28 protein-coding genes are annotated in these 24,827 nt (G+C 65.5%); 10 read left to right on the top strand and 18 right to left on the bottom strand.

From position 1 onward, the window contains the following. Positions 1-81 precede the first annotated feature (81 nt). Positions 82-873: a 2-keto-4-pentenoate hydratase gene (locus tag V5F89_RS04745; RefSeq protein ID WP_338447102.1), complete on the top strand. Its 792-nt coding sequence runs from the start codon at positions 82-84 to the stop codon at positions 871-873. 19 nt (positions 874-892) lie between these two features. On the opposite strand, the gene V5F89_RS04740 is transcribed toward V5F89_RS04745, so the two are convergent. The 7 genes from V5F89_RS04740 to V5F89_RS04710 form a co-directional block, all read right to left on the bottom strand. Beyond that, positions 893-2,140, bottom strand: a complete 1,248-nt coding sequence (locus V5F89_RS04740; protein ID WP_338447101.1) for an adenosylmethionine--8-amino-7-oxononanoate transaminase — start codon at positions 2,138-2,140, stop codon at positions 893-895. Further along, the gene (bioD, locus tag V5F89_RS04735) at positions 2,137-2,760 is read right to left on the bottom strand and encodes a dethiobiotin synthase (protein WP_338447100.1); all 624 of its coding nucleotides are present in this window, start codon (positions 2,758-2,760) and stop codon (positions 2,137-2,139) included. The genes V5F89_RS04740 and bioD overlap by 4 nt, the downstream gene beginning before the upstream one ends. Then, positions 2,757-3,878: an 8-amino-7-oxononanoate synthase gene (locus tag V5F89_RS04730; protein ID WP_338447099.1), complete on the bottom strand. Its 1,122-nt coding sequence runs from the start codon at positions 3,876-3,878 to the stop codon at positions 2,757-2,759. Before V5F89_RS04730 ends, bioD begins: the two co-directional genes overlap by 4 nt. 45 nt (positions 3,879-3,923) lie before the next feature. Further along, entirely contained in the window at positions 3,924-4,724 is an 801-nt protein-coding gene (locus V5F89_RS04725; protein WP_338447098.1) for a hypothetical protein, read from the bottom strand. 18 nt (positions 4,725-4,742) lie between these two features. Further along, on the bottom strand, positions 4,743-5,009 hold the full coding sequence (locus V5F89_RS04720; RefSeq protein ID WP_338447097.1) for a DUF2442 domain-containing protein: 267 nt from the start codon (positions 5,007-5,009) through the stop codon (positions 4,743-4,745). Next, positions 5,002-5,271, bottom strand: a complete 270-nt coding sequence (locus V5F89_RS04715) for a DUF4160 domain-containing protein (RefSeq protein WP_338447096.1) — start codon at positions 5,269-5,271, stop codon at positions 5,002-5,004. The genes V5F89_RS04720 and V5F89_RS04715 overlap by 8 nt, the downstream gene beginning before the upstream one ends. A gap of 79 nt (positions 5,272-5,350) precedes the next feature. Then, entirely contained in the window at positions 5,351-6,418 is a 1,068-nt protein-coding gene (locus tag V5F89_RS04710; protein WP_338447095.1) for a ribonucleotide-diphosphate reductase subunit beta, read from the bottom strand. Between the two features lie 165 nt (positions 6,419-6,583). On the opposite strand from V5F89_RS04710, the gene V5F89_RS04705 reads away from it, so the two are divergent. Together V5F89_RS04705 and V5F89_RS04700 are read left to right on the top strand one after the other, a co-directional pair. After that, entirely contained in the window at positions 6,584-6,856 is a 273-nt protein-coding gene (locus V5F89_RS04705; protein ID WP_338447094.1) for a hypothetical protein, read from the top strand. Positions 6,857-6,957: 101 nt separating this feature from the next. Next, positions 6,958-7,200, top strand: coding sequence for a DUF2171 domain-containing protein (locus V5F89_RS04700; RefSeq protein WP_338447093.1), 243 nt, complete (start codon positions 6,958-6,960; stop codon positions 7,198-7,200). 99 nt (positions 7,201-7,299) lie between these two features. On the opposite strand, the gene V5F89_RS04695 is transcribed toward V5F89_RS04700, so the two are convergent. From V5F89_RS04695 to nadB, 5 genes are all read right to left on the bottom strand, one after another. After that, entirely contained in the window at positions 7,300-7,644 is a 345-nt protein-coding gene (locus tag V5F89_RS04695) for a hypothetical protein (RefSeq protein ID WP_338447092.1), read from the bottom strand. Positions 7,645-8,372: 728 nt separating this feature from the next. Further along, positions 8,373-10,460: a ribonucleoside-diphosphate reductase subunit alpha gene (locus V5F89_RS04690; protein ID WP_425334373.1), complete on the bottom strand. Its 2,088-nt coding sequence runs from the start codon at positions 10,458-10,460 to the stop codon at positions 8,373-8,375. Between the two features lie 504 nt (positions 10,461-10,964). Next, positions 10,965-11,855, bottom strand: a complete 891-nt coding sequence (locus tag V5F89_RS04685; RefSeq protein ID WP_338447090.1) for an alpha/beta hydrolase — start codon at positions 11,853-11,855, stop codon at positions 10,965-10,967. 21 nt (positions 11,856-11,876) lie between these two features. Continuing rightward, a complete protein-coding gene (locus V5F89_RS04680) occupies positions 11,877-12,215 on the bottom strand; it encodes a GIY-YIG nuclease family protein (protein WP_338447089.1) in 339 nt (112 codons plus the stop codon). Between the two features lie 77 nt (positions 12,216-12,292). Then, a complete protein-coding gene (nadB, locus tag V5F89_RS04675; RefSeq protein ID WP_338447088.1) occupies positions 12,293-13,873 on the bottom strand; it encodes an L-aspartate oxidase in 1,581 nt (526 codons plus the stop codon). Between the two features lie 123 nt (positions 13,874-13,996). Here nadB and V5F89_RS04670 point away from each other — a divergent pair, with 123 nt between their 5' ends. Beyond that, positions 13,997-14,197: a hypothetical protein gene (locus V5F89_RS04670; protein ID WP_338447087.1), complete on the top strand. Its 201-nt coding sequence runs from the start codon at positions 13,997-13,999 to the stop codon at positions 14,195-14,197. Positions 14,198-14,239: 42 nt separating this feature from the next. Here the strand turns inward: V5F89_RS04670 and V5F89_RS04665 are convergent, their stop codons facing one another. Continuing rightward, positions 14,240-15,211: an ABC transporter ATP-binding protein gene (locus V5F89_RS04665; protein ID WP_338447086.1), complete on the bottom strand. Its 972-nt coding sequence runs from the start codon at positions 15,209-15,211 to the stop codon at positions 14,240-14,242. A gap of 79 nt (positions 15,212-15,290) precedes the next feature. On the opposite strand from V5F89_RS04665, the gene V5F89_RS04660 reads away from it, so the two are divergent. The 5 genes from V5F89_RS04660 to V5F89_RS04640 all read left to right on the top strand — a co-directional run bounded on the left by V5F89_RS04660 (position 15,291) and on the right by V5F89_RS04640 (position 18,486). Continuing rightward, positions 15,291-15,551 (top strand): zinc-finger domain-containing protein, encoded by a 261-nt coding sequence (locus V5F89_RS04660; protein WP_338447085.1) that lies wholly within the window; start codon positions 15,291-15,293, stop codon positions 15,549-15,551. 66 nt (positions 15,552-15,617) lie between these two features. Beyond that, positions 15,618-17,048, top strand: a complete 1,431-nt coding sequence (gene tldD, locus V5F89_RS04655; RefSeq protein WP_338447084.1) for a metalloprotease TldD — start codon at positions 15,618-15,620, stop codon at positions 17,046-17,048. Positions 17,049-17,107: 59 nt separating this feature from the next. After that, positions 17,108-17,530, top strand: a complete 423-nt coding sequence (locus V5F89_RS04650) for a hypothetical protein (protein ID WP_338447083.1) — start codon at positions 17,108-17,110, stop codon at positions 17,528-17,530. A 1-nt stretch (position 17,531) separates the two neighbouring features. Next, positions 17,532-17,930: a hypothetical protein gene (locus tag V5F89_RS04645; RefSeq protein ID WP_338447082.1), complete on the top strand. Its 399-nt coding sequence runs from the start codon at positions 17,532-17,534 to the stop codon at positions 17,928-17,930. A 7-nt stretch (positions 17,931-17,937) separates the two neighbouring features. Continuing rightward, positions 17,938-18,486 (top strand): DUF924 family protein, encoded by a 549-nt coding sequence (locus V5F89_RS04640; RefSeq protein WP_338447081.1) that lies wholly within the window; start codon positions 17,938-17,940, stop codon positions 18,484-18,486. 17 nt (positions 18,487-18,503) lie between these two features. On the opposite strand, the gene V5F89_RS04635 is transcribed toward V5F89_RS04640, so the two are convergent. From V5F89_RS04635 to V5F89_RS04620, 4 genes are all read right to left on the bottom strand, one after another. Next, a complete protein-coding gene (locus tag V5F89_RS04635; RefSeq protein WP_338447080.1) occupies positions 18,504-19,478 on the bottom strand; it encodes a nitronate monooxygenase family protein in 975 nt (324 codons plus the stop codon). A 96-nt stretch (positions 19,479-19,574) separates the two neighbouring features. Next, positions 19,575-20,417 (bottom strand): arylamine N-acetyltransferase, encoded by an 843-nt coding sequence (locus V5F89_RS04630; protein ID WP_338447079.1) that lies wholly within the window; start codon positions 20,415-20,417, stop codon positions 19,575-19,577. Then, a complete protein-coding gene (locus V5F89_RS04625; RefSeq protein ID WP_338447078.1) occupies positions 20,414-20,956 on the bottom strand; it encodes an NAD(P)H-dependent oxidoreductase in 543 nt (180 codons plus the stop codon). The genes V5F89_RS04630 and V5F89_RS04625 overlap by 4 nt, the downstream gene beginning before the upstream one ends. Before the next feature lie 188 nt (positions 20,957-21,144). Beyond that, the gene (locus tag V5F89_RS04620) at positions 21,145-21,975 is read right to left on the bottom strand and encodes a LytTR family DNA-binding domain-containing protein (RefSeq protein WP_338447077.1); all 831 of its coding nucleotides are present in this window, start codon (positions 21,973-21,975) and stop codon (positions 21,145-21,147) included. 129 nt (positions 21,976-22,104) lie between these two features. Here V5F89_RS04620 and V5F89_RS04615 point away from each other — a divergent pair, with 129 nt between their 5' ends. Beyond that, positions 22,105-23,145, top strand: a complete 1,041-nt coding sequence (locus V5F89_RS04615) for an SMP-30/gluconolactonase/LRE family protein (RefSeq protein WP_338447076.1) — start codon at positions 22,105-22,107, stop codon at positions 23,143-23,145. Positions 23,146-23,196: 51 nt separating this feature from the next. Here V5F89_RS04615 and guaA read toward each other — a convergent pair whose 3' ends face one another. Next, positions 23,197-24,780 carry a glutamine-hydrolyzing GMP synthase gene (gene guaA, locus V5F89_RS04610; protein WP_338447075.1) on the bottom strand — a complete coding sequence of 528 codons (1,584 nt, stop codon included), beginning with the start codon at positions 24,778-24,780 and terminating at the stop codon, positions 23,197-23,199. Between the last annotated feature and the right edge of the window lie 47 nt (positions 24,781-24,827).

The raw sequence follows: 24,827 nt of genomic DNA, 5'->3' as shown, positions 1-24,827 counted from the left end.
CCCGCATCACAAAAGTTTTGACACCGGTTTCCTAATCGACCACTAACAGGCATTGATAGCAACTTCGGGGAGGGTTCCGTCTTGAATATCGCTGCGCGTGATATCGCTGAAGTGTTTGTAAATGCCCGGCGATCGGGTCACGCACTGAACGCCTATCCCGGCGGGAACGCACCCGCCAGCCTCGACGAGGCCTATGCGATCCAGGACACCGCGCTGGAGATCTGGAACCGGCCGGTCGGTGGCTGGAAAGTCGGCAAGATCAATCCGCCCGACGACAGTGCGCTGGGTGCGAACCGCCTTGCCGGCCCGATCTTTGCGGACACCATCTTCCTCGCGAAGGACGAGCCGGTTTCGATGGCCGTCTTCAAGGAAGGCTTCGCCGCAGCAGAGGCGGAATTCATGCTCCGCCTCGCGCCCCCTGCCCCCGATGCACCACCCCCGCAATCGAACGAAGAAGCGATGGGGTGGATCGACGAAGTTCGCATCGGTATCGAGATCGCCTCCTCCCCCTATCCGGGGATCAATCGCGACGGCCCCTGCGTGACGGTTTCGGATCACGGCAACAATGCCGGGCTCGTGCTCGGCCGGCCGCTCGATCGCGAGGCCTGGGACGATTTGTCGTCGATCGGGGTGGCGCTCGAAGTGAATGGCGAAGTCGTGGGCGAAGCGACCACCGCCACGATGCTCGACGGCCCTTTCGGCGCGGTCCGCTTCCTCCTCGCTAACCTGGCGGATCGGGGGATCGCTCCCGCCGCCGGCTGGTGGGTATCGAGCGGGGCGATCACAGGCGTGCACGAGGTCGTTCCGGGCGATGCCGTGGTCGCCCGCTTCTCCGGCATCGGCGAAGTCGCCGCGGGCATCGCTGCCCTGTAGAGGCGCCGGGCCGGCCGGATCACACTTCGTCGAGTGCGCGCCCGATAATGCGGTATATCCGCGCCAGATCGTCGTTGCCGATGCAATAGGGCGGCATGACATAGACCGTATTGCCCAGCGGCCGCAGCAGAACGTCCTGCTCGCGAAAAAAGCGCAGCAGCCGGGGAGCGAGGTCGGAGAGATATCCTTCGGCCGCCCCGATATCGAGCGCCGCGATCGTGCCCAGGTGCCGCAGGTTCGATGCCCGCGGATGATCGGACAGCGATGCCAGCGCGGCCCCCTGCCGCCGTGACAGGTCGGCAATCCGGTCGGACACCGGCTCCTCCCGCCAGATCGCAAGGTTCGCCGCTGCCGCGGCGCAGGCGATCGGGTTCGCGGTGTAGCTGGAGGAATGAAAGAACATTCGCGCGCGGTCTTCGGCATAGTGCGCGGCGAATATCGGCTCGCGCGCCATCGTCACCGCGAGCGGGATCGCTCCTCCGGTCAGGCCTTTCGAAAGGCACAGGATATCCGGGGCGATTTCCGCCTGATCGCAGGCAAGCAGGGTGCCGGTCCGGCCCCAGCCGGTCATCACTTCGTCGGCGATGAAGAGCACCCCGTGCCGCGCGCAGATCGCGTGCATTTCGCGCAAGGTGCGGGGGGAATAGGTCAGCATCCCTCCGGCCCCCAGGATCAGCGGCTCCGCGATAAACGCGGCGGCACCCGCGCTGCATGCCCGCTCCAGCGCATCGAGCGTCGCCTGCTCGCAGCCGTCCCCGGGGAAGGGGATCGTCTCCACGTCGAACAGCAGGGGCTCGTAGGCGCGGTTGAACGCGCCGCGCGCACCGACCGACATCGCGCCGATCGTGTCGCCGTGATAGCCGTGCTCCAGCACGAGGATGCGATGACGCGCCTCGCCGCGATGGAGCCAGTATCCAAGCGCCATTTTCAGCGCGACTTCGACGCTGGTCGATCCCGAATCGGAGAAGAACACCCGCGTCAGTTCGGCGGGCATGATCGCGCGCAGGCCGGTCGCGACCGTCTCCGCCGGTTCGTGCGTCCAGCCGGCGAATATGATCTGGTCGAGGCGCGCCGCCTGTTCGGCGATGGCGGCGGCGATCCGCGGATGGGCATGGCCATGCGTCGTGACCCACCACGACGAGATCGCGTCGATCACCCGCCGGCCCTCCGCGGTGATGAGCGCGGCGCCCTCCGCCCGAACGACTTCGGGTATCGGATCGCCCAGCCCGTGCTGGGTGAACGGATGCCAGATCGGCGAGCTGCTCATACGAAATCCCCGGCGCTGAAATTCGCGCGGAAGGCCGCGGCGAGGCTGTCGGCCGATAGCGGATCGAGCCAGGGGAGACGCCCCAGCCGGTCGACTTTGCCGAAATCGCAGATCGTCCGCTCGCTGTCCGCGTTCGCTTCGCCCACGAAGGCGACACCCAGGACGGGCACGGCCCGCGCGCGCATAGCCTCCAGCGTCAGGAGGGTGTGGTTGATCGTGCCCAGCCGCGTGCTTGCCACCACGACTGTCGGGTGCCCCCAGCGCGCGAACAGGTCGGCATAAAGCACCTGCCGCGTCACCGGCACCAGCGCGCCGCCCGCGCCTTCCACCACCAGCGCGCCTTCGACCCGCGGCGGCTCCAGCCGTCGGAGATCGATTTCGACCCCGTCGATCTCTGCCGAGCGGTGGGGCGAGCATGGCGTGCCGAGGCGATAGGCCTCCGGCAGGATCTTCGGCGCCGGAACGCCCAAGGCCGCCACTTTCGCGGCATCTCCGCCATCCTCGGTCCCGGCCTGGACCGGTTTCCAGTAATGCGCGCCGAGCACTGCGGCGAGGCCCGCCGCAAACACGGTCTTGCCGACATCGGTGTCGGTGCCGGTGATAACGATCGTTTTGTTCACAGCACGTCCTCCAGCGCGTCCGTCAGAGCCGTCACATCCTGTTCCGTTACATTGAGGGTGAGCGAGATGCGCAGGCGCGAGGTGCCGGCGGGAACGGTGGGCGGGCGAATTCCCCGCACGTCGAACCCGCGATCCTGCAATGCGGCGGCCGCGGCCATCGTCCGCCGGTCGTCGCCCAGGACGATGCGCTGGATCGGCGTATCGGTCGTATCGGCGCCCAGCCGGGCGAGGCCGCGCGCCGCATGGTCGACCAGCGCATGCAGCCGCTCGCGCCGCTGCGGTTCGTCGCGCAGGATCCGCAGGCTCTCGCGCACCACCGCGGCGATCAACGGCGAGGGGGCGGTGGAGAAGATGAACTGCCGTCCGCGGTTGACGATGAAATCGCGCATCGGCGCCGGGCCGACGAGCAGCGCGCCCTCGCAGCCCAGAGCCTTGCCGCAGGTCTTCAGCGAGATCACGTTGTCGGCTCCGTCGAGTTCCCCGGCCAGCCCGCGCCCGTCGGTGCCGAAGACGCCGGTGGCATGGGCCTCGTCGATCACAAGCATCGCACCGGCTTGCGCGGCGAGGTCGGCGAATTGCGACAGCGGCGCGCGATCGCCGTCCATGCTGTAGAGGCTTTCCAGCGCGATCCACGGCGTTCCCCGCCCGCCGTTGCGGCGCCAGCGGGAAATCGCGTCGGCCGCTGCCGTCACGTCGTTATGGGCAAAGCCGGCGGCTTCTGCCCGCGCCAGCCGAATGCCCTCGCGCGCGCTGGCGTGAACGAGGTCGTCATGCACGATCAGGTCGCCGCGCTGGGGCAGAGTCGAAAACAGCAGCGTATTGGCGCAATAGCCGGAACCGAGAAAGACGGCGCAGCCGGTGCCGAAGAAACGAGCGGCTTCTTCCTCCAGAAGCATATGTTCGGGCGCGTTCCCGCGCAGCAGCCGCGAGCCGCCCGAACCGACCGGAACCTCCCGCTCGACCGCATTGCGCACGGCCTGGCGCAGACGCTCCGACCCGGCAAGGCCGAGGTAGTCGTTCGATGCGAAATCGATCCCCGTCCGCGGGACCAGCCGGCGCCCCCGCCCGCGCCGTTCGAGGTCGTCGAGATCGTCTTGCAAAGTATCGAGTGCCGTCATCGCCGCGCCGCCTAGCGCCAATCGCGCCGATTGCCGAGTCGGTTGCTAGCGCTCGTCCTCCATCGCATCGGCCTGAGTCAGGCCCGGTTCCGGCGCTTCCCCGACGACATCGCCTATCGCGTCCTCGATCGCCTCCACCGCTTCGCGCGTTTCGCGGGAGGCTTCGATCTCGCGCGCCATTGTCTCGTGCCAGGTTTCGTTCGGGCCGGCGAGCTGGCGCGCGATATCGGCGGCGATAAGCTGCGCAACCGGATCGTCGGCCATGGCAGCGAGTTCGGCGCGTTCGGCTTCGAGCATGGCCTTGCGCGCGCTCTCGGGCGCGGCGGCGACCTCGACGTACAACTGCGTCAGCATCAGCCACGGCGCCTCCTCGCTTAGCACGTCCTCCGCCCAGCGCGAGAACGGCCCGCCCGACGGCCGCCAGCCCTCGCCGTCCGGCGCGCGCTCGAGGAAGAACAGCGCCATGGTGCCGCGCGGGAAAACTCGTCGCAGACAAGCACCGGAGTAGGAGTCGGGATGGGCCTCCGCCAACTCGTAGGGGTTGGAGAGCATTCCGTCAGCGCCCCACGCCAGCGGCGGATCGAGCCGAGCCCCGGTGATCGAGATCGTGCCTTCAGGCGCTTTGCCCTTGATCGCCCGCACCGGCTCGACCAGCAGCGAGGACTTCCAGAATTCGGCCTCTTTTTCCTCCCCGACGACCCGCCCGAGCAGCACCAACTCGGCCTCTTCGGCGAGTTCGAGATTGGTGGGCACGCGGTAGTCAGGTGTGACGGAGCAGGCGATGGCGGAGGTGACAAGGGTGAGCGAGGCCGCGGCGGCGAGAGCGGCGAGGATACGGGAGGTCATGCGTCTGGCGCAGTCCGGCTATGCAGCATGAACAGATTTGAGCTTGTTCGCGCGGGCGAGTTCCTCGTGCAAAGAGCGAGCGGAGAAATCGAGCCCATTCGGCCACGCCAGCGCGCCCGCGTCGATAAAGGCACGGCGGAAGTAGGCTTCGCTCTCCAGCGGGCGGGTGAGCACCGTGTCGCGCGCGAGAATCGGCTCGGCCGACCACTCGCCATGGCTGCCGTCGCTGAAATGGAGCGCCAGTTCATGCGGGCCGCATACTTCGATTCTAACGAGCTTAATCATCTTGGTCCGCTCCGGGAATGCGCTCCATCGGTAGCAGTTCCTGGCCGCATCGCCAATTCGCCTCAAGCTCGGCGCGGTGCTCGGAAGCCCAGTCGGCCACGATCCGGCGCGCCTTGTTCGGCAGCGACCCTTCGATGATCTGACCATCGGCGATCCGCACCAACGCCTCGTGCCCCTGATACGCCGCATGGAAATGCGGCGGCGCATGATCGGCGAAATACATCCGGATCAGAATGCCGTAGAAGCTGGAGATAATCGGCATGATCGAGGCTTATGAAGCTTGCATGTGACGATATGTTCGAACGGGCACGCGCCCCCGACTATGCCGCTTCAGCACACCATCACTCCGCCGCCACGCTCCCGCTCTCACCGCCGTCCCCAAACAGCCCCGGCCCCTCGTCGCCAAGGTCGTTCGCTTCCTCGCCCTTCTTCGCCTTCTGGCGTTTGTCGAAGCTCGACCAGACGTCCTGCCAGTTGCCCCTGGTCGCGCCCTTGGAATATTCGGTCGCGCGGGTTTCGAAGAAGTTGGCGTGCTCCACGCCGTTCAATAGCGGGGCGAGCCAGGGCAGCGGGTGGTCCTCGACCATGTAGATCGCGGGCAGGCCGAGCTGGCCCAGGCGCCAGTCGGCGATATAGCGGATGTAGTGCTTGATCTCCTTCGCCGTCATGCCGGGCACCGGGCCCTGCTCGAACGCAAGGTCGATGAAGGCGTCTTCCAGCCGCACCGTCTTCTGGCACATGTCCATGATGTCTTCCTTGACCGCCTTGGTCAGGCAGTCGCGTTCCTGCACGAAGGCGTGGAACAGGCGGGTGATGCCTTCGCAGTGCAGGCTCTCGTCGCGGACCGACCAGCTGACGATCTGGCCCATGCCCTTCATCTTGTTGAAGCGCGGGAAGTTCATCAGCATGGCGAAGCTGGCGAAGAGCTGCAGCCCCTCGGTAAAGCCGCCGAACATCGCCAGGGTGCGGGCGATATCCTCGTCGGTGTCGACGCCGAAATTCTGCAGATAGTCGTGCTTGGCCTTCATCTCCTCGTATTCGAGGAACATGCCGTATTCGCTTTCGGGCATGCCGATCGTGTCGAGCAGGTGCGAATAGGCGGCGATGTGCACCGTCTCCATGTTGGAGAAGGCGGCGAGCATCATCTTGATCTCGGTCGGCTTGAACACGCGGGCGTACTTGTCGTGGTAGCAGTCCTGCACCTCGACATCGGCCTGGGTGAAGAAGCGGAAGATCTGGGTGAGCAGGTTCCGCTCGTGGTCGGAGAGCTTCTGCGCCCAGTCGCGGCAATCCTCGCCCAGCGGCACTTCCTCGGGCATCCAGTGGATCTGCTGCTGGCGCTTCCAGAAGTCGTAAGCCCACGGGTATTCGAACGGCTTGTAGGTCTTGCGGGCTTCTAGCAACGACATCTTGTGGTCTCCGGTTTGCGCGTGACGACTCTATATAGGGAATCACGCCCCGCTTTCGAAGGCAAGCGATACCGATTCGACGGGGATAAGCCGGGCATTGTTTGCGGCGACGCCCCGGAACGGCGCCATGCCCGCGGGGGTTGATATGGGGAAAGGAGAATCCCCATGGGCGAATACGAACCCGACGACAGCCGCAACGTGACCTTGAAGCCGGGCCACGAGCCGGGCGGGATCGAGCGCACCGGCCCACGCGAAAGCGAAACGCGCGAATCGCCCGACCCGCAGGCCGATGGCGCGGTGCAGGACCTCAATACCGGCGCAATCGGCCGACAGCAGGCACAAGCAGGCGAGCCGGTGGTCGGCGAAACGTCGAACGATCCGGCGCGGCGGGCCCGCGCGGATGCCGCCCGCCCCGTCCCGGACGAGAACCAGCGCTGAGCGAGAGCGAACGAGCCGTGGTCCACATGCGCCGAACGGCGGAACGAATACCCGCTGCGGCTCGTTAAGCTCACATACAAGCAATTGAAAGGATTATATTTATGTTCGAGAAGCTACGCATCAAGGAACATATGGAAGTCGCCGATTGCAACGGCCAGCATGTCGGCACGGTCGACGAAGTGAAGGACGACACGATCAAGCTGACGCGGTCCGACAGCGCCGACGACATGCACCACTTCCTCTCGATCGACGAGATCGAGAAGATCGACGACAATCGGATCTATCTGAAGGAAAACGCGAGCCTTCCCCCCGGTGTGGGCACGAATGCCACGCCGACAGTCTGATCCTTACGCCTTCAACCGCTGCGTATCCCCGACGACAGCGGACAGCGAGGAACCCCGGCCCGCCCCTTGGCGCGGCCGGGGTTCTTGCTTTTCACCGGGTCATTTGCGCGATCTGGAGCCGAACCACGATCCGCCGCCGAGCACGGTGATCCCGAGGAAGAACCCGAAATCGTACCACCCGCCGCGATTGGGCACGGCATAGACCGCGATGCCCGGATCGAACAGCGAGCCGATCCACGCGAAGGGGAAGACGAACCCGTGCCACAGGCCCCACCAGAAGCCGGGCGTGCCCGCTTCTTGCGAGACCCCGGCATCGACTTGCGACGCACAGGCGGAGAGGGCGGCGAGGAGGAGGAGGGCCGCTATGCCCCTCCCCCATCGGGAGAGGGAGGGGCCCGCGCCGCGCAGCGGCGTGGGAGGGTGAGGGCGGATGCGAGGTATCATGCAGGCCTCCCGTCGAGATGCGACGCTATCGTATCGAGCACACCGTCGAGGTTGTCCATCGCTTCGCTGTTCCCGAGCCAGGAGGCAAAAGCCCCCGGGCCGCGTAGCGAAACCGGGGACTCTCTCATTAACAAGCTAGACAAGCTACTAGGCGTAGCGAATTAGCTTCCACGTAACAGCACGCCCGTTGTGGGGAGGCAAGCGATTGCCTTTTGCGATTGGCGCGGTAGTCGAAGGCGTATCCATCGACTGCCAAACACCCGATTCTGGGCAAATTTCCCCGGTCCGAGCAGTAGTGCCGAGGGGTTTGCGAGTGGTAGTGTAGAAGTTCATTTCCATTTCCTTGCCGGCGGACGCCAGCCCCCGGCCAGCGCTCCAATCTAAGGATCAACTCGGCGCTCCGCAGCTGAGGCATCGAGTTGTTTTGCAAGCAAAGTCATAGAACTTGAGCAGCTGCGGGTCAGAACAATCCACAGCTATTCAACAAGCCCATACCGCCTGAAACCGGGGGTCTCAGGTTGACCTGAACGGCGGTACGTGCGAGTCAGAGATTGCAACGCAGGCTCGTACGCATCGCCGTTCAGCTTGCAGGGGGTCAGCCAAAAAGCTGGCCCCCAACTTTTGATGACTCTGCAGCGTGTCGCCCGAGTCGATTCATATATTTAGCCAACTTCCTTAACGCGCCCGAGTCGTCCAAGCCAGACAACTCGGGTTATCCACATATGATATCACTGGCAGGCCAGGCATTCCTCGTAGTCGGTCTGCTCGCCGGCGCCCGCGCTCAACTCGTACTTTGCGGCATCGGTGGTGTTGTCGGCCTCGACGCCGCCGGCGAAACCGGCGCGCTGCACGGACTTCGAGCGCAGGTAGTAAAGCGACTTGATGCCCTTCTCCCACGCCTGGAAGTGGAGCATCATCAGGTCCCACTTGTCGACGTCGGCCGGGATGAAGAGGTTCAGGCTCTGCGCCTGGTCGATATAGGGCGTGCGGTCGGCCGCGAATTCGAGCAGCCAGCGCTGGTCGATCTCGAAACTGGTCTTGAAGGTCGCCTTTTCCTCCGGTGTCAGGAAGTCGAGGTGCTGGACCGATCCGCCTTTCTCGAGAATCGAGTTCCACACGTTGGTCGAATCCTTCGACTTCGCGCGCAGCAGCTTCTCGAGATAGGGGTTCTTGACCACGAACGAGCCCGACAGGGTCTTGTGCGTGTAGATGTTCGCCGGGATCGGCTCGATGCAGGCCGACGTGCCGCCGCAGATGATCGAGATCGACGCGGTCGGCGCGATCGCCATCTTGCAGGAAAAGCGCTCCATCGCACCCATTTCCTCGGCATCGGGACAGGGCCCGCGCTCTTTCGCCAGCATCATCGACGCCTCGTTCGCCTTGGCGTTGATATGCTTGAACATCTTGAGGTTCCACACTTTCGCCATCGGGCTTTCGAAGCCGATGTTCTTGCTCTGCAGGAAAGAGTGGAAGCCCATCACGCCCATGCCGACGCTGCGTTCGCGCATGGCCGAATACTTGGCGCGCGCCATTTCGGGCGGGGCGCGGTCGATATAGTCCTGCAGCACATTGTCGAGGAAGCGCATGACATCCTCGATAAACTGCTTGTCCTCGCTCCATTCGTCCCACTTCTCGAGGTTGAGCGAAGAGAGGCAGCAGACCGCCGTGCGATCGTTGCCGAGATGATCGCGACCGGTCGGCAAGGTGATTTCCGAGCACAGGTTCGATGTCGACACCTTGAGGCCCAGCTCGCGGTGATGCTTGGGCATCATCCGGTTCACAGTGTCGGAGAAGACGATGTAGGGCTCGCCCGTGGCAAGCCGCGTTTCGACCAGCTTCTGGAACAGGCTGCGCGCGTCGACCGTCTTGCGCACGCTGCCGTCGCGCGGGCTCTTGAGGTCGAATTCCTCGCCATTGCGCACCGCTTCCATAAATTCGTCGGTGAGCAGCACGCCGTGATGCAGGTTGAGCGCCTTGCGGTTGAAGTCGCCCGAAGGCTTGCGGATCTCGAGGAATTCCTCGATCTCGGGATGCGAGACGTCGATGTAGCAGGCGGCCGAGCCGCGCCGCAACGAACCCTGGCTGATTGCCAGCGTCAGGCTGTCCATCACCCGCACGAAGGGGATGATGCCGCTGGTCTTGCCGTTGAGGCCGACCGGTTCGCCGATCCCGCGCACCTGACCCCAGTACGTGCCGATGCCACCACCACGGCTGGCAAGCCAGACATTCTCGTTCCAGGTGCCGACGATCCCTTCGAGGCTGTCCTCGACCGAGTTGAGATAGCAGGAGATCGGCAGCCCGCGGTTGGTGCCGCCGTTCGACAGCACCGGCGTGGCGGGCATGAACCAGAGCTTCGAGATATAGTCGTAGAGGCGCTGCGCGTGATCCTGGTCGTCGGCATAGGCGTCGGCCACGCGGGCGAAGAGATCCTGGAACTTCTCGCCCGGCAGAAGGTAGCGGTCGATCAGCGTTTCCTTGCCGAATTCGGTCAGCAGCGCATCGCGCGATTCGTCGATGGCAATGTCGAACCGGCGGTCGAGGATCTTCTTGCTGTCGGGTTTTTCGGCATTGGCCTCGGCCGCCGCAGTCACCGCCTGCGCCAGCGCGGCATTGGCCTTGTCGGCGACAATGCCATCGGCGGCGCCTTCCACGAGGTGTTCGCTGCCCTTGTCGGCCTGTTCCATCTTCAATGCCGCCTTCCCGGCCCCGGCGCTGCCGGCGCCGATTTCATTCTCGGGCGCGACATCGCCTGCATGATCGACTGTCCCCGTCTGATCGAGTCCCATAGCCGCTTCGTCTCCGGTCCTGAAATCCATCGTGCCCCACCCGCTTTCGCGCCATTGGAAACGAACGGCGCCGCGCGCCCGCCGTTTCAGCTACATTTGACAGGGCGAAGCTTCTCTCCACCATGCCCTGGTCACGGCAAAACGGGCGAACTTCGCCCCCCGATCTGCCCCGTCCGGTCGTTTTGCGCCAGTCCCGTCCGTGCCTTCCGCGACCACCCGTGCCCGAAGGGGGTTGGGCGCCTCAATAACACGATCTAGTGGGTCGCAAGCCCGACCTGACCACTAGATACTGAATCAGGCTGCCCCCACACGCAAGAGGAGAAATGCCGAGGAACCGGCCCGCCGAAGGGTGTCTTAGCCAGGTGGCACGCCGCGACGCGCGGGATTTCCTTGGCTCCGCCCAAGTGCAACCCCCAAAATGATTCAGTGAAAAAATATATGTGCGGAAAATGGGGATCGCGAGGCTTTGAATCAATCGAATCGGCACACGCAATTTTCTGATGCAAGTTGCTGGCAGGCTTGCCGAAAACGATTCTAACCCGCCGCAGCGCGCGCATGTTCGGCGATCGCCTCGGCGATCGGCTCGACCAGTTCGAGTGGCAGATCGTGCCCCATGCCGGGGAAGGTTTTCAGCCGCGCCCCGCGGATCGACGCCGCGGTATCCTCGCCGCCCGGAAGCGGGATGAGCGGGTCCGCCTCGCCATGGATCACCAGTGTCGGCGCCTCGACCCGCCGCAGGCGCGCGCGCCGGTCGCCGTCGTCGAGAATGGCGGCGATCTGGCGTTGCAGCCCCGCGGGATAGTAGCTGCGTCGCACGCTTGCCGTCACATTGGCCCGCAGACGATCCTCGTCCGCCGGATAGGCCGGGCTGCCGATCGTGCGCGCGATCTTCATCCCATGCGCGACGAGCACTGCCTCGTCGGTCGAATCGGGGCGCTTGGTCAGCACGTCGAGCGCTTCCTTGCGCGCGGGCGGCAGGCGGCGGTTGCCGGTGGTCGACATGATCGACGTCAGCGACAACACGCGTTCCGGCCACGAGAACGCGACATGCTGCGCAATCATCCCGCCCATGCTCGCGCCGACGATATGCGCCCGTTCGATCCCCAGCGAATCGAGCAGGCCGACTGCATCGGCCGCCATGTCGCCGAGCGTATAGGGCACGCGCGGCGCAAGACCGATCCGCCCCAGCAGCGTCAGCGCCAGAATCCCCGGCGCCTTCACCCCGTCGAACTTGTGGCTGAGGCCGATGTCGCGATTGTCGTAGCGAATGACGCGGAAGCCCTGCGCCACCAGCGCCTCGACCAGCTCGATCGGCCACAGCGTCAGCTGGGCGCCCAGCCCCATGATCAACAGGATCGGCGGATCGGCCGGATCGCCGTAGTCTTCGTATTCCAGCGTGATGCCGTTGGCGGCGATTTGTGGCAATTGTGATTCTCCCCCCGTCCGTCATTCCCGCGAACGCGGGAACCCAGAGCGTGAGAGCGGATCGAAGCCGAATTGCTCTGCCAGATCAAGCCAACGCGGATTATCCTGCTCGATCAGCTCGAGCTTCCATGCCCGCCGCCACTTCTTGATCCGCTTCTCCCGAACAATGGCGTCTTCCATCGTGCCGTGGTGTTCGAACCAGACGAGCCGATGGACGGCATATTGCCTGGTAAAGCCGCCGAAAGTCCCCTCACGGTGCTGGTGGATGCGTGCGACCAGATCGGAAGTCACACCCAGGTAAAGCGTGCCGTTCCGCTGCGACGCCAGCAAATAGACGGTCGGCAGGCGTTCACGCGTCACCGTGCGTCAGCTCTTCTGGGTTCCCGCTTTCGCGGGAATGACGGACGGGGGAGGCAACGCGAGGGGGCGGGGGACATTCACGGAATCAGCACCGTGTCGTGCGCCTTGGGCAGCGTTTCGGGGTAGTCCAGCGTGAAGTGCAGTCCGCGGCTCTCGTGACGCCGCAAGGCGCTGCGCACGATCAGGTCGGCGCATTGGTGGAGGTTGCGCAGCTCGATCAGATCGGTGGTCACCCGGAAGGAACCGTAATAGTCCTCAATCTCTTGCGCGAGCAGCTCGATCCGATGCTGCGCGCGTTCCAGCCGCTTGGTCGTGCGCACGATGCCGACATAGTTCCACATCATGCGCCGGATCTCGGTCCAGTTCTGCTTGATGACGACTTCCTCGTCGGAATCGGTCACGCGGCTCTCGTCCCACTCGCGGATCGGCGGCGGGTCGTCGAGCCGGTCCCAGCATTCCGCGATGTCGCGCGCCGCCGCCTCGCCGAACACGAAGCATTCGAGCAGGCTGTTGGACGCCAGGCGGTTGGCGCCGTGGAGGCCGCTTTCGGTGCATTCGCCGGCGGCCCACAGGCCGGGCAGATCGGTCCGCGCATTCAGCCCGATCAACACGCCCCCGCAAGTATAGTGCTGCGCCGGGACGACCGGGATCGGCTCGCGCGTCATGTCGATCCCCAGCCCCGCCAGCTTTTCGTGAATCGTCGGGAAATGCCGGCGCACGAACTCGGGCGGCAGATGGCTGATGTCGAGATGGACGTAATCGAGCCCGTAGCGTTTGATCTGGTCGTCGTTCGCCCGCGCCACGATATCGCGCGGGGCCAGCTCCATCCGCTCCGCGTCGTAATCCACCATATAGCGGTGGCCGGTTTCGGGATGGAGCAGATGGCCGCCCTCGCCCCGCACGGCCTCGGTTATGAGGAAGTTCTTGACCTCCAGATTGTAGAGGCAGGTCGGGTGGAACTGCATCATTTCCATGTTGGCGACGCGGCAACCGGCGCGCCAGGCCATGGCGATACCGTCGCCGGTCGCGCCGCGCGGGGCGGTCGAGAACTGGTAGACGCGGCCCGCCCCGCCGGTTGCGAGCACGGTCGCGCGGGCGACATGGGCCACGACCTTGCCGCTCGCCTCGTCGAGTGCATAGGCGCCCCAGACGCGGCCGGAACCGGAGAAAGTCTGCTGGTTGCGCCCGGTGATCAGGTCGATGCACGCCTGGCCGGGCAGGAGCGCGATGTTCGGATGCGCCTCGGCCGCCTTGAGCAGCGCATCCTGCACCGCCCAGCCGGTCGCGTCGTCGACGTGGACGATGCGGCGGTGCGAATGGCCGCCCTCGCGCGTCAGGTGCAGGTCCCCGCTCTGGCGGTTGAACGGCACGCCGAGTTCGACCAGCCGGTCGATCGCATGCGGCGCGCGCTCGATCACGAACTCGACCGTCTCGCGCCGGTTGAGGCCCGCCCCCGCGACCATCGTGTCGCGGATATGGTTGTCGAAGGTGTCGCCGGCATCCAGCACGGCGGCGATCCCGCCTTGCGCCCAGGCCGTGCTGCCGCCGGTGAGCGAGCCCTTGGCCAGCACGGTCACGCGCCGCGTTTCGGCCAGCGCGAGCGCCGCCGTCAGCCCGGCCGCGCCCGATCCGATGACGAGAATGTCACAATCGTTCATCGCGCCTCTCTTGCACACGGGGCCGGCAGGCGACAGAGAGGAGATATATTCTTCATCAAAGCGGCGATGTGCTGGCTCCGGTCGCGATGCCGTCAACGAAACTCGACAAAAAGGTCTTAACAGATGGGCGAGAAGTCCGACGCCAAAACGCAACGCCTGCGCCGCGAGCGCGACGAAGCCGAGCACGAAGGAGCGATCGCCAAGCGTCTGCTCAACTGCGCAGCGGCCGAGATCGAAACGCTCGCCGACGCCGATTGCGAAGAAGCCACCAAGAAGCAGGCGCTCGACGCCGCGCGCCGCTTCCGCGCCGCCGCCTCGCGGTGATCGCAGAACGGGGCGCCGGCGCTACCGGCGCCGCATTCCCGGTTATGGCCGGGCCGCGCTGGTGAGCGAGACAAAAACATCCTCGAGGTCGGCCTCGCGCGTGGTGACGTCCTCGATCGCATAGCCGCGCGCCTGAATCCGGGCGAGCACCTGGCCCGCGCTGGTCGCATCGCGATCGTAAGTCACCTCCAGCGTGCGCGGATCGGTCGCTTCGACCTTGAGGAAGCCTTCCTCCATCGGCGGGTCGGCGATGTCGCGGTCGAGCGTGACGCGAACGATCTTCTCACGCGCCATCCCGACCAGTTCGCGCGTCGGCTTGTTGGCGATCAGCTTGCCATGATTGATGATCGCGATCCGATCGCAAAGCTGCTCGGCTTCCTCCAGGTAATGGGTGGTGAGAACGACCGTCACGCCTTCGGCGTTCAGTTCGCCCACCAGATCCCACAGCTGCCGGCGCAGTTCGACGTCGACGCCCGCGGTGGGCTCGTCGAGCACGAGGATCGGCGGCGTGTGGACCATTGCCTTGGCGATCAGCAGGCGCCGCTTCATCCCGCCCGACAGCGTGCGGGCATAGGCATCGCGCTTGTCGGCCAGGTGCACGGCGGCGAGCAGTTCCTCGCTGCGCCGGTCGCGCTTGCCGATGCCGTAGAATCCGCCCTGGTTTTCCAGCACCTCGAACGGGGTGAAGAACGGGTCGAAGACGATTTCCTGCGGGACGATCCCGATCATGCGCTTGGCGTTGCGCGGGTTGTGATCGATGTCGAAGCCCCAGATCTCGGCGCTGCCCGAAGTCTTGTTGACCAGCCCGGCGAGAATATTGATCAAAGTCGACTTGCCCGCGCCGTTGGGGCCGAGCAGGCCGAAGATCTGCCCTTGCGGCACGTCGAAACTCACCCCGTCGAGCGCGAGCTTGCCCGGCTCGCCCTTCTCGCCCGCATAGCGTTTGGTCAGATCGCGAATGGCAATCGCCGGCGGGGGATCGGCGGGCGAAGTCTGCTGGGCGGCGTCGGTCATGATCGCCCAATTGGCCGTCCCCGATCGATCCGTAAAGGGCCAGTTGCACAGGCCCGCGCATGGCAGTATCTGCGGCCGCATGGATATTCCGCCGCCTGAAACGATCCTGGTCGATCATGTTCGCGTCAAGTGCGATGGCGCCGATGCGATTCGCCCGGGCGACCGCTATCGCGCCTCGGCGCTCGGCCACCCGCGCGTCTGGCTGGAGATCGACGAGCATGGCTACGTCGATTGCGGCTATTGCGACCGGCGATTCGTGCTGCGCGGCGGCCCCGCGGACGGCGCGAACCAGGCCGCGCTGGAAGACATTTCCGCCGGGGGCGATCCCGGCCACCGCTGACGCGGCCCGGCACTGCGCAGCCACCGCCCCTGACATTGCCGGCGCACTATGTCTATATCGCCGGGCATGACCGTCCAGCCGACCGATCCGCGCGCCTTCCTCTACGGCGAAGGCAAACTCGACCCTGAACGCGCCGCCGCGCTGACCGCACGCCTGCTGGAACGGTGCGACGATGGCGAACTCTATCTGCAATATACCGCGCGCGAAGCACTCGCATTCGACGACGGGCGCCTCAAGACCGCCGACTATGCGCGCGATTCGGGGTTCGGCCTGCGCGGTGTCTCGGGCGAGACGACCGGCTTTGCCCATGCCAACGAGATCGGCGAGGCGGCGATCGTTCGCGCGGGCGAAACGCTGCACCTGCTCGACCCGGCCAGGGGCCCGCGCGCGGCCCCGCCAAGGGGAAACAACCGCCATCTCTACACCGCCGACAACCCGCTCGACGCGGTGCCTTTCGCGGACAAGGTCGCGCTGCTCGAGGCGATCGATGCCGCAGCGCGCGCCCGCGATCCGCGCGTGTCGCAAGTCACCGCCAGCCTGCTCGCGAGCTGGAGCGTGGTGGAGATCGTGCGGCCCGACGGCTTCGTCGCCACCGACGTGCGCCCGCTGGTGCGCCTCAACGTCGGCGTCGTGGCCGAAGCGAACGGCCGGCGCGAGCGGGGCAGTTTCGGTTTCGGCGGCCGGCACCTATACGACCGGCTGTTCGATCCCGCCGGCTGGAACCGCGCGGTCGACGAGGCGGTGCGCCAGGCGATGGTCAACCTCGAGAGCGTCGACGCGCCGGCAGGCGAGATGGCGGTTCTGCTCGGCCCCGGCTGGCCCGGCGTGCTCCTCCACGAAGCCGTCGGCCACGGGCTGGAGGGGGATTTCAACCGCAAGGGCACGAGTGCCTTCTCCGGCCGGATCGGCGAGCGAGTCGCAGCGCCCGGCGTCACCGTGGTCGACGATGGCGCGATCCCCGACCGGCGCGGTTCGCTGTCGATCGACGACGAGGGCACGCCCACGCGCGAGACCGTGCTGATCGAGGACGGCATTCTCAAGGGCTATATGCAGGACCGGCTGAACGCCCGCCTGATGGGCATGGAGCCGACCGGCAACGGGCGGCGCGAAAGCTTCGAACACGCGCCCATGCCGCGCATGACCAACACTTTCATGCGCGCGGGCGAAGACGACCCGGCAGACCTGCTCGGCCGGATGAAGCGCGGCATCTATGCCAAGAGCTTCGGCGGCGGGCAGGTCGATATCGTTTCGGGCAAGTTCGTCTTCTCCTGCACCGAAGCCTATCTGGTCGAGGACGGCCGGATCGGCGCGCCGATCAAGGGCGCAACCCTGATCGGCGACGGGCCCAGCGTGCTGACCCGCGTTTCGGGCATCGGCAACGACCTCGCGCTCGACGAAGGCGTGGGAATGTGCGGCAAGGGGGGACAGGGCGTTCCCGCGGGCGTCGGCCAGCCCACGCTGCTGGTCGACCGGCTGACCGTCGGCGGCACGGCCTGACGCTGCCGCCGCGCAATGCTCATCGCGCGTTCACGCGAAGCGTGATATACCGGCGGACCATGAAACACAGGATTCTCCCCGCGCTGGCCGCATTGACGATCGCCACCGCCGGCCCGGCGCTGGCGGAGGAGCCTTCGCGCGGAGAGGCGCGGCTTGCCGAAATGCTCGAAGGGCGCGTGGCGGGCGAGCCGGTACACTGCCTGCACGAAAGCCAGCGCGACTCGATCCAGATCGTCGACCGGACCGCAATCGTCTTCCGCGACGGCGCGACGCTGTGGGTCAACCGCCCGAGCGGCGCGCGCATGCTTTCCAACAGCGACCTGCCGGTGTTCCATCAATATGGAACCCAGATCTGCCGCCACGACCGGGTCGAGCTGCGCGACCGGATAGGCGGGGTGGCAGGACCGATCCTGATTCTCGACAGTTTTGTCCCGTATACGAAGGCTGGGGGGGACAAGAGCCATGAGAAACAAGGAGGCTGAAATGAAGACAGCTACTCTGATCGGTGCCATCGCGGCGGGCGCGCTATTCGCCGCCCCTGCCGCAGCCGACGACCACGAGACCAAAGGCGAAGCGAAACTCGCCAAATTGATCGAAGGGCGCGTGGCGGGCGAGCCGCAATCGTGCGTGCAGATGGCGCCGAACACGCGCATGCGGATCATCGACGGGACCGCGATCGTGATCGAACGCGGCAACACGCTTTACGTGAATATCCCGCGCGACGCCGCCTCGCTCGACAATGGCGATGCCATGGCCATTCGCCGGACCGGCAGCCAGTTGTGCCGGACGGACATCATCACGACGTTCGACCGGATGGGCGGGTTCTACACCGGCAATATCTTCCTGGGCGATTTCGTCCCCTACAAGAAAGTCGAAGGCTAACCGACGCATGACCGCCGCCCGGCGCCGCTGGGCGGCGGAACTGCTGCATGTCTGGTTCCAGCGGCTCGGCCCGGCCGACTGGTACGGGGGCGGGGCCGAAGTCGACGCCCTGCTGCGTCGCCGTTTTGTCCGGGAATGGAAGACCTTGCGCCACCGGCCCGCGCGTGAATTCCTGGGCGATCTTCGAACCGCGCAGGCCGCGATCCTCTTGTTCGACCAGGTCCCCCGCAACCTGTTCCGGGGGCAGGCGCGCGCTTTCGCCTCCGATCCGCTGGCCCGCCAGCTCGCCCGGACCGCGATCGCTCGCGGCTGGGATGTGCGCCTGCCCGAGCGCGAACGCGCCTTTATCGCCATGCCGCTGATGCACAGCGAGGAAATCGCCGACCAGCGCGCATCGCTCGCCTATTTCGCGCGGTCGCCGCAGCAACGCCGCTTCGCGGTCAGTCACTATCGCATGATCGCGCGCTTCGGCCGCTTCCCGCACCGCAATCCGGCGCTGGGCCGCAAGTCGTCTGCCGCAGAGAAGCGGGCGGTTGCCGCCGGTTACGCCTGGTAGGAACCCTTCGGCGCCATTCAGGCCCGGCGCAGGCCGTCGATCCGGTCGACGATCTCGTTCGCCTGCTTCATGATGCGCTTGATCAGTTCCCGGCACGTCGGGATATCGTAGACGAGGCCCGCGACCATCCCGCAACTCCACGCTCCGCGGTCCATTTCCCCTTCGCGCATGATCGAGGGGTAGACCCCGGCGACTTCCTCGATAATGTCTTCGAACTTCAGATCGGCGCCCAGCGCGCGTTCCTTCTCCAGCAGCCGCTCGACCGCGTCGTTCGTCAGCACCCGTTCGGTATTGCGCAGCGGACGCATCACCAGCCGCGTATCGAGCTCGCTGGCGGCCAGGATCGCCTGTTTGACGTTGTCGTGAACCGGCGCTTCCTTCGTTGCAATGAAGCGCGTGCCCATGTTCATGCCCGCCGCGCCGAACGCGAGGCTGGCGACCAGGCTGCGCCCGTCGGCCATGCCGCCGCTGGACACGAACGGTATCTCCAGCTCGTCCGCCGCGCGCGGCAGGAGGATGAAGTTCGGCACGTCGTCCTCGCCCGGATGGCCGCCGCATTCGAACCCGTCGACCGAGACCGCGTCGCACCCGATCGACTGCGCCTTCAGCGCATGGCGCACGCTGGTGCATTTGTGGATCACCTTGATCCCCGCGTCCTTGAGATGCGGGAGCACGGCCTGGGGATTGTTGCCGGCGGTTTCCACCACTTTCACCCCGCCTTCGACGATCGCGCGGATATAGCCGGGATAGTCGGGCGCGTTCACCGTGGGCAGAAAAGTAAGGTTCACGCCGAACGGCTTGTCGGTCATGTCGCGGCAGCGCGCGATCTCGTTGGCGAGGTCGGCGGGGGTCTTCTGCGTCAGCCCGGTAATGATCCCGAGCCCTCCGGCGTTCGACACCGCCGCCGCCATTTCGGCAAACCCGACATAGTGCATACCGCCCTGGATGATCGGGTGCTCGATACCGAACATTTCGGTGATCGCGGTCTTCATTGGCCTCTCCCCTTTGCGCAACGTGTCCGGGCCGGACTGTCGCAATTTGCGGATGCTGGCAAGGCATCCGGGCGAGCGTGCAGGCAAGCAGAAGTTTCAGCCCGAAGCGCTCGCCGCCGCTGCACGTTCGATTATCGGCCGCCAGTCGCTTTCGACCGGCAAGGCGAACCGCTCCGCCAGCGCGCGCTCGATCGCATCGGCGTCGAGCGTTTCGCGGTGAACCGTCCCGTCGCTGCCGCGCACCGTCAGGCGCGCATCGGCGAGCACGTGCCGCGCATCGGGCGTCGTGCGCGTCACGATCAGCCGGTGGCGGAAGTGCGAACCGGGATGGGTGGCTGTGAACCAGTTGTGCAACTCGTAGTCGCCATCGAGCATTGGCGTAGGGGCCAGGCGATAGACCGGCTGCCACTTGCCCGCGATCGAGGCTTCGAGTTGCAGCCCGTGGCTTGCCGGCGTCAGGCGAAAGATCTCGTGGCGCGTGCTCTGCGGCTCGCGACAGGCCAGCCGGATCGGCGCGGTCGGCACGCAGCTGCCGAAACCGACATCCACCAGCCACGGCACGGCGTCGACCGTGACGCGCAGCGCCATGTGCGACGGCGGTGCCAGCGGCGCATCGGGCGGAGCATGCCAGTTCACCCGGGCGATCAGGCCCTCGACCTCGAAGCCGATGGCTTCCAGCACGCGCTTGAAAAGCCCGTTCTGTTCGTAGCAATAGCCTCCGCGGCCGCGCACGATAAGCTTGTCGTCGACCGCGCGGGGCGAAAGATCCACCCCGCGGTCCAGCAGGACGTCGATCGCTTCGAAAGTGATCGCGGCCGGATGCAGTTCCTGCAGCGCGCGAAGGGTCGCCAGAGTCGGTTCGAGCGGCCCGGAATAGCCAATGCGCGCGCAATAGGCGGCGAGATCCACGCTGTGCTCGCTCATGTCGCGCTCGCTCATGCCGCTTCTCCATAGCTTTGCGCAATCCGCGCATTGCGCAGAGCCCGGCTCCACCAGTCGAACCGCAGCAGCAGGGTCGCCATCGCCCGCTCGGCCCGGCGCGGATCGTGCAGCTGGGCATCCTCGCCGAACTGCTCCCACGCCGCGGCGAAGCTGACCGTGTCCCGGATCCCCACGGCGTGAAGCTCTGCGAAAACGCCGCGCAAGTGTTCGACCGCGCGCAGGCCGCCGGATATGCCGCCGTAAGAGACGAAAGCGACCGGCTTGGCATGCCATTCGCTGCTGGCCGCGTCGATCAGGGCCTTCAGCGGCGCGGGGAAGCTGTGATTGTATTCGGGCGTGACCACGATGAACCCGTCCGCGCGGTCGATGCGCCGGATCAGTTCGGCCTCGTCATGGCCCGCGGCGGGATCGATCGTTTCGACCGCCATTCCGCCGCGCGCCGCGACCCTTTCGGCCACCCAGCCGGCGACGCTGTCGCACAGCCGGCCGGGCCGCGCGCTGCCGTAGACAAGTCCTATCCGCAAAGTATCCGTCATGTTCCTCGTTCCTTCGATTGCATCGGAGAGGAACAGATCGATACAACTTCAACCAAACTTGAGATCAAGCCGTTTCGTGATCGCAATTTTCGTCCACTGTGATTGCCGGAAACGAATGCCGGACCAGTGGCGAAGCATCCCCGGCCGGCGACAGTCCGCAACGATGTAACCGGAAACCCCATCCGGTGTCAGACCGAATTGCCTTTTGCATGGGGCGGATCGCCTTCGGCACCGCGCCAGCGCTCGCGGACTTCCGCAAGATAGGTCCGCGATACCGGAACCCGCCGCCCATCGCGCAGCACGATCCAGAACCGCCCGCTGCTCCGCTCGATACCGCATATTGCGGAATAGCTCACCCACCACGACTTGTGCACCTGCATGCCCGCCTCGGGCCCCAGTTCGTCGACAGCGTCGCCGAGGCGGTACTTGATCATGCCAGCGCCCGACGCCGTGTGGACGTGCAGGTAGTGATCTTCCGAGCGCAGGAGTTCGACGGGACCGACAACGCCCCGCGGCATACGCTTCAGCATTCCGGCGCGGTGCAAGGCCGGCGCCGCGGCGGTCGCCGGGCGCCGCCGCACCGCGATGCCGCGTTCGGCAGCGAGCAACGTCAGCACTACGGGAACGCTCGCAATCAGGGCGATACCGGCGAAATCGTGTTGCCCGCCTATCGGCAGGCCCCAGAAATGCTTGAACCCGATGCTCTCGATACTTGCGAGTGCGACGTTGAGCATCGTATTGCCAAGTCGGGAAAGCCAGAAAGCCGAGCGCGAGGGGTTCGGCAGGAAAGCCTGCATCACTATCGTGCTGATGACGGCCTGCACGGCAACCGTCGTCGACAAGGCAAGCCAGAAAGTCAGGCTGATCGCCGGCCGCAACACCTCGTTTATCGAGAACCGGTCCGATTGCCATAACAGGATCGGACACAGCGCCAGCACACAGCCGAGCGCCATGACGGCATTTCGGGGCAGCCTTTGCGTCACGTGGACGTCGCTTGCGAACGATATCGCGCCGGTCACGAACTTCCCCTTTCCTCGGGCGGTAAACGCTCCGTCTATACCCCCGACTGCAACCGAAGACCGGGACCAAAAATGCACCGCACTCGCCGTCTTTTCATAGCATCAGCCGCACTTGCGGTTGGTGCAGTCGTGATCACTACCGCCCGTATGCTTCCATTCGGAGTAGATTTCGACCCTGTCACCTTCGATACCCGGCATCTCCCCGCCACTCCAACCGAAGACGACTCCGTTCTGCTCAGGCGATGGGAACCCGTAGCGACACCGGTAGCGCATCCCGAGGACATCGTCGCCGACCCCACCGGCACGCTCTACGTCGGGGTCGTCGATGGCAAGATATTGCGATTGGGCCCCGACGACACCGAATGGAGCACGTTCGCCGACACGGGCGGGCGGCCGCTCGGTCTCTCCTTCGACAGCCACGGCAACCTTCTGGTGGCCAATCACGGGATTGGGGTGCAACGCATTGCCAGGGACGGAACCGTCACGCTGCTCGCCGACAGCGTGAACGGCGAGCCGATCTATCTCCCCAACGGCGTGGTTTCCGCAGCCGATGGCACAATATATGTCAGCGACTCATCCATCCGATATAACCGCGCAACGATAGGCGTGCAGCCGAGCTACACGCTCCCGGATCTTCTGGAGGGCCGCCCTTATGGCCGCATCGTCCGCATCGATCCCGCGTCCGGGGAAACGACCATCGTGGCGGACGGTCTCTATTTCCCCAACAGCCTCGTGATTTCGCCCGACCGGCGCGCGCTCATTGTCGGGGAATCCTCACGCTATCGGGTGACCCGAATCTGGTTGGAAGGCCCCCGACGGGGAGAGGTCGACCATGTCATCACGGATTTGCCAGGCATGCCCGACGGCCTCGATTACGACGACGAGGGGCGGCTGCTACTGGCGCTCTACGATCATGCGCCGGCACTCAACCGGTGGATACTGCCTTACAAGACACCTCGCCGCATTCTGATGAGCCTGCCCCGCAGCTGGTTCGTCAACGACAGCCTTACCGGTTTCGTTGCGGTAATCGATCCCGAAACATGGGCGATCGAGAACATGATCAGAGCCGAGGAAGGGGCGTTTACGCCTTCCAACGTTGTCCAGGTGGGTGACAGGCTTTTCGCCGGCACGCTCGTCGGCAGGAGCGTCGCCGTCACGTCGAATCCCTGATCCCGAATGACAGCAAGCTCGAATGTCAGTCGGGCCGGCGACGGACCTGAATCATTCCCACTCGATCGTGCCGGGCGGCTTGCTGGTGCAGTCGTAAACCACGCGGTTGATACCCTTCACTTCGTTGACGATGCGCGTCGCCACGCGGGTGAGGAACGCGGCATCGAAAGGATAGACGTCCGCCGTCATCCCGTCGGTGCTGGTCACCGCGCGCAGGCCGCAGACGCTGTCGTATGTGCGCCCGTCGCCCATCACACCGACAGTCTTGACCGGCAGCAGGACCGCGAACGCCTGCCAGATGGCGTCGTAGAGGCCGGCGGCGCGGATTTCCTCCAGATAGATCGCGTCGGCCTTGCGCAGGATCTCGCACCGTTCCTTCGTCACCTCGCCCGGGATGCGGATCGCCAGGCCGGGGCCGGGAAACGGATGGCGGCCGACGAAAACCTCGGGCAGGCCCAGTTCGCGGCCGAGCACGCGGACTTCGTCCTTGAACAGCTCGCGCAGCGGCTCGACCAGTTTCATGTTCATGCGTTCAGGCAGGCCGCCGACGTTGTGATGGCTCTTGATCGTCACGCTCGGCCCCCCGGTGAAAGAGACCGATTCGATCACGTCGGGATAGAGCGTGCCCTGGGCGAGGAAATCGGCCCCGCCGATGGTCTTCGCCTCCGCTTCGAACAAGTCGATGAAGGCCTTGCCGATGAACTTGCGCTTCTTTTCCGGGTCGGTTTCGCCCGCCAGGCCGGCGAGGAACATCTCCTCCGCATCCACATGGACGAGCGGAATGTTGTAATGGTCGCGGAACAGCGTGACGACCTGCTCCGCCTCGTTCATCCGCATCAGGCCGTGATCGACGAACACACAGGTCAGCTGGTCGCCGATCGCCTCGTGGATCAGCACCGCGGCCACCGCGCTGTCGACCCCGCCCGAAAGGCCGCAGATCACTTTGCCGTCGCCGACCTGCTCGCGAATCTCGGCGATCTTGGTCTTGCGGAATTCGGCCATCGTCCAGTCGCCCGCCAGCCCGCAGACATGCCGCACGAAATTGGCGATCAGCTTCGCGCCATCGGGCGTATGGACGACTTCGGGATGGAACTGCGTGCCGTAGAACTTGCGATCTTCGTCGGCGATCACCGCAAACGGCGCGCCGTCGCTGATCGCGACGATTTCGAACCCTTCGGCGAAGCGGGTGACCTTATCGCCGTGGCTCATCCAGACCTGGTGCCGTTCGCCCACTTGCCACAGGCCGTCGAACAGGGCGCAATCCTTGGTGACGGTGAGATAGGCGCGGCCGAACTCCCCGCCCTCCCCGGTCTCATGCCCGGGGCGCACTTCGCCGCCGAGCTGGTGAGTCATCACTTGCTGGCCGTAGCAAATGCCGAGGATCGGCACGCCCGCCGTAAACAGCATTTCCGGCGCGCGCGGGCTGCCCTCGTCGGGGACGCCGGCGGGCGATCCCGAAAGGATGATCCCTTTGGGCCGGAGGCGTTCGAAAGCTTCTTCCGCCATCGAGAATGGCGCGATTTCGGAATAGACCCCCGCCTCGCGCACGCGGCGGGCGATAAGCTGGGTCACCTGACTGCCGAAATCGACGATCAGGATGGAATCGGGACGGGAATCGTTCGGGTGCAGGTCCATGCGTCCCGTTAGGGGCTTGGCGCGGCACCTGTCCAGCAGGGGCGTGA

The organism is Pelagerythrobacter marensis (assembly GCF_036700095.1).
Lineage (GTDB): Bacteria > Pseudomonadota > Alphaproteobacteria > Sphingomonadales > Sphingomonadaceae > Pelagerythrobacter > Pelagerythrobacter marensis_A.
Note: the sequence above shows the minus strand (reverse complement) of the source record. Positions and strands in the feature narration are given on the sequence as shown.

Coding starts and splice junctions, on each gene's coding strand:
- V5F89_RS04665 (WP_338447086.1), bottom strand. CDS start 15,211: ATGACCGACGCCGCCCAGCAGACTTCGCCCGCCGATCCCCCGCCGGCG.
- nadB (WP_338447088.1), bottom strand. CDS start 13,873: ATGAACGATTGTGACATTCTCGTCATCGGATCGGGCGCGGCCGGGCTG.
- V5F89_RS04690 (WP_425334373.1), bottom strand. CDS start 10,460: ATGGATTTCAGGACCGGAGACGAAGCGGCTATGGGACTCGATCAGACG.
- V5F89_RS04725 (WP_338447098.1), bottom strand. CDS start 4,724: ATGACCTCCCGTATCCTCGCCGCTCTCGCCGCCGCGGCCTCGCTCACC.
- V5F89_RS04715 (WP_338447096.1), bottom strand. CDS start 5,271: ATGCCGATTATCTCCAGCTTCTACGGCATTCTGATCCGGATGTATTTC.
- V5F89_RS04645 (WP_338447082.1), top strand. CDS start 17,532: ATGAAGACAGCTACTCTGATCGGTGCCATCGCGGCGGGCGCGCTATTC.
- guaA (WP_338447075.1), bottom strand. CDS start 24,780: ATGGACCTGCACCCGAACGATTCCCGTCCCGATTCCATCCTGATCGTC.
- V5F89_RS04670 (WP_338447087.1), top strand. CDS start 13,997: ATGGGCGAGAAGTCCGACGCCAAAACGCAACGCCTGCGCCGCGAGCGC.
- V5F89_RS04630 (WP_338447079.1), bottom strand. CDS start 20,417: ATGAGCGAGCGCGACATGAGCGAGCACAGCGTGGATCTCGCCGCCTAT.
- tldD (WP_338447084.1), top strand. CDS start 15,618: ATGACCGTCCAGCCGACCGATCCGCGCGCCTTCCTCTACGGCGAAGGC.
- V5F89_RS04660 (WP_338447085.1), top strand. CDS start 15,291: ATGGATATTCCGCCGCCTGAAACGATCCTGGTCGATCATGTTCGCGTC.
- V5F89_RS04700 (WP_338447093.1), top strand. CDS start 6,958: ATGTTCGAGAAGCTACGCATCAAGGAACATATGGAAGTCGCCGATTGC.
- V5F89_RS04695 (WP_338447092.1), bottom strand. CDS start 7,644: ATGATACCTCGCATCCGCCCTCACCCTCCCACGCCGCTGCGCGGCGCG.
- V5F89_RS04635 (WP_338447080.1), bottom strand. CDS start 19,478: ATGAAGACCGCGATCACCGAAATGTTCGGTATCGAGCACCCGATCATC.
- V5F89_RS04710 (WP_338447095.1), bottom strand. CDS start 6,418: ATGTCGTTGCTAGAAGCCCGCAAGACCTACAAGCCGTTCGAATACCCG.
- V5F89_RS04625 (WP_338447078.1), bottom strand. CDS start 20,956: ATGACGGATACTTTGCGGATAGGACTTGTCTACGGCAGCGCGCGGCCC.
- V5F89_RS04705 (WP_338447094.1), top strand. CDS start 6,584: ATGGGCGAATACGAACCCGACGACAGCCGCAACGTGACCTTGAAGCCG.
- V5F89_RS04740 (WP_338447101.1), bottom strand. CDS start 2,140: ATGAGCAGCTCGCCGATCTGGCATCCGTTCACCCAGCACGGGCTGGGC.
- V5F89_RS04650 (WP_338447083.1), top strand. CDS start 17,108: ATGAAACACAGGATTCTCCCCGCGCTGGCCGCATTGACGATCGCCACC.
- V5F89_RS04720 (WP_338447097.1), bottom strand. CDS start 5,009: ATGATTAAGCTCGTTAGAATCGAAGTATGCGGCCCGCATGAACTGGCG.
- V5F89_RS04730 (WP_338447099.1), bottom strand. CDS start 3,878: ATGACGGCACTCGATACTTTGCAAGACGATCTCGACGACCTCGAACGG.
- V5F89_RS04640 (WP_338447081.1), top strand. CDS start 17,938: ATGACCGCCGCCCGGCGCCGCTGGGCGGCGGAACTGCTGCATGTCTGG.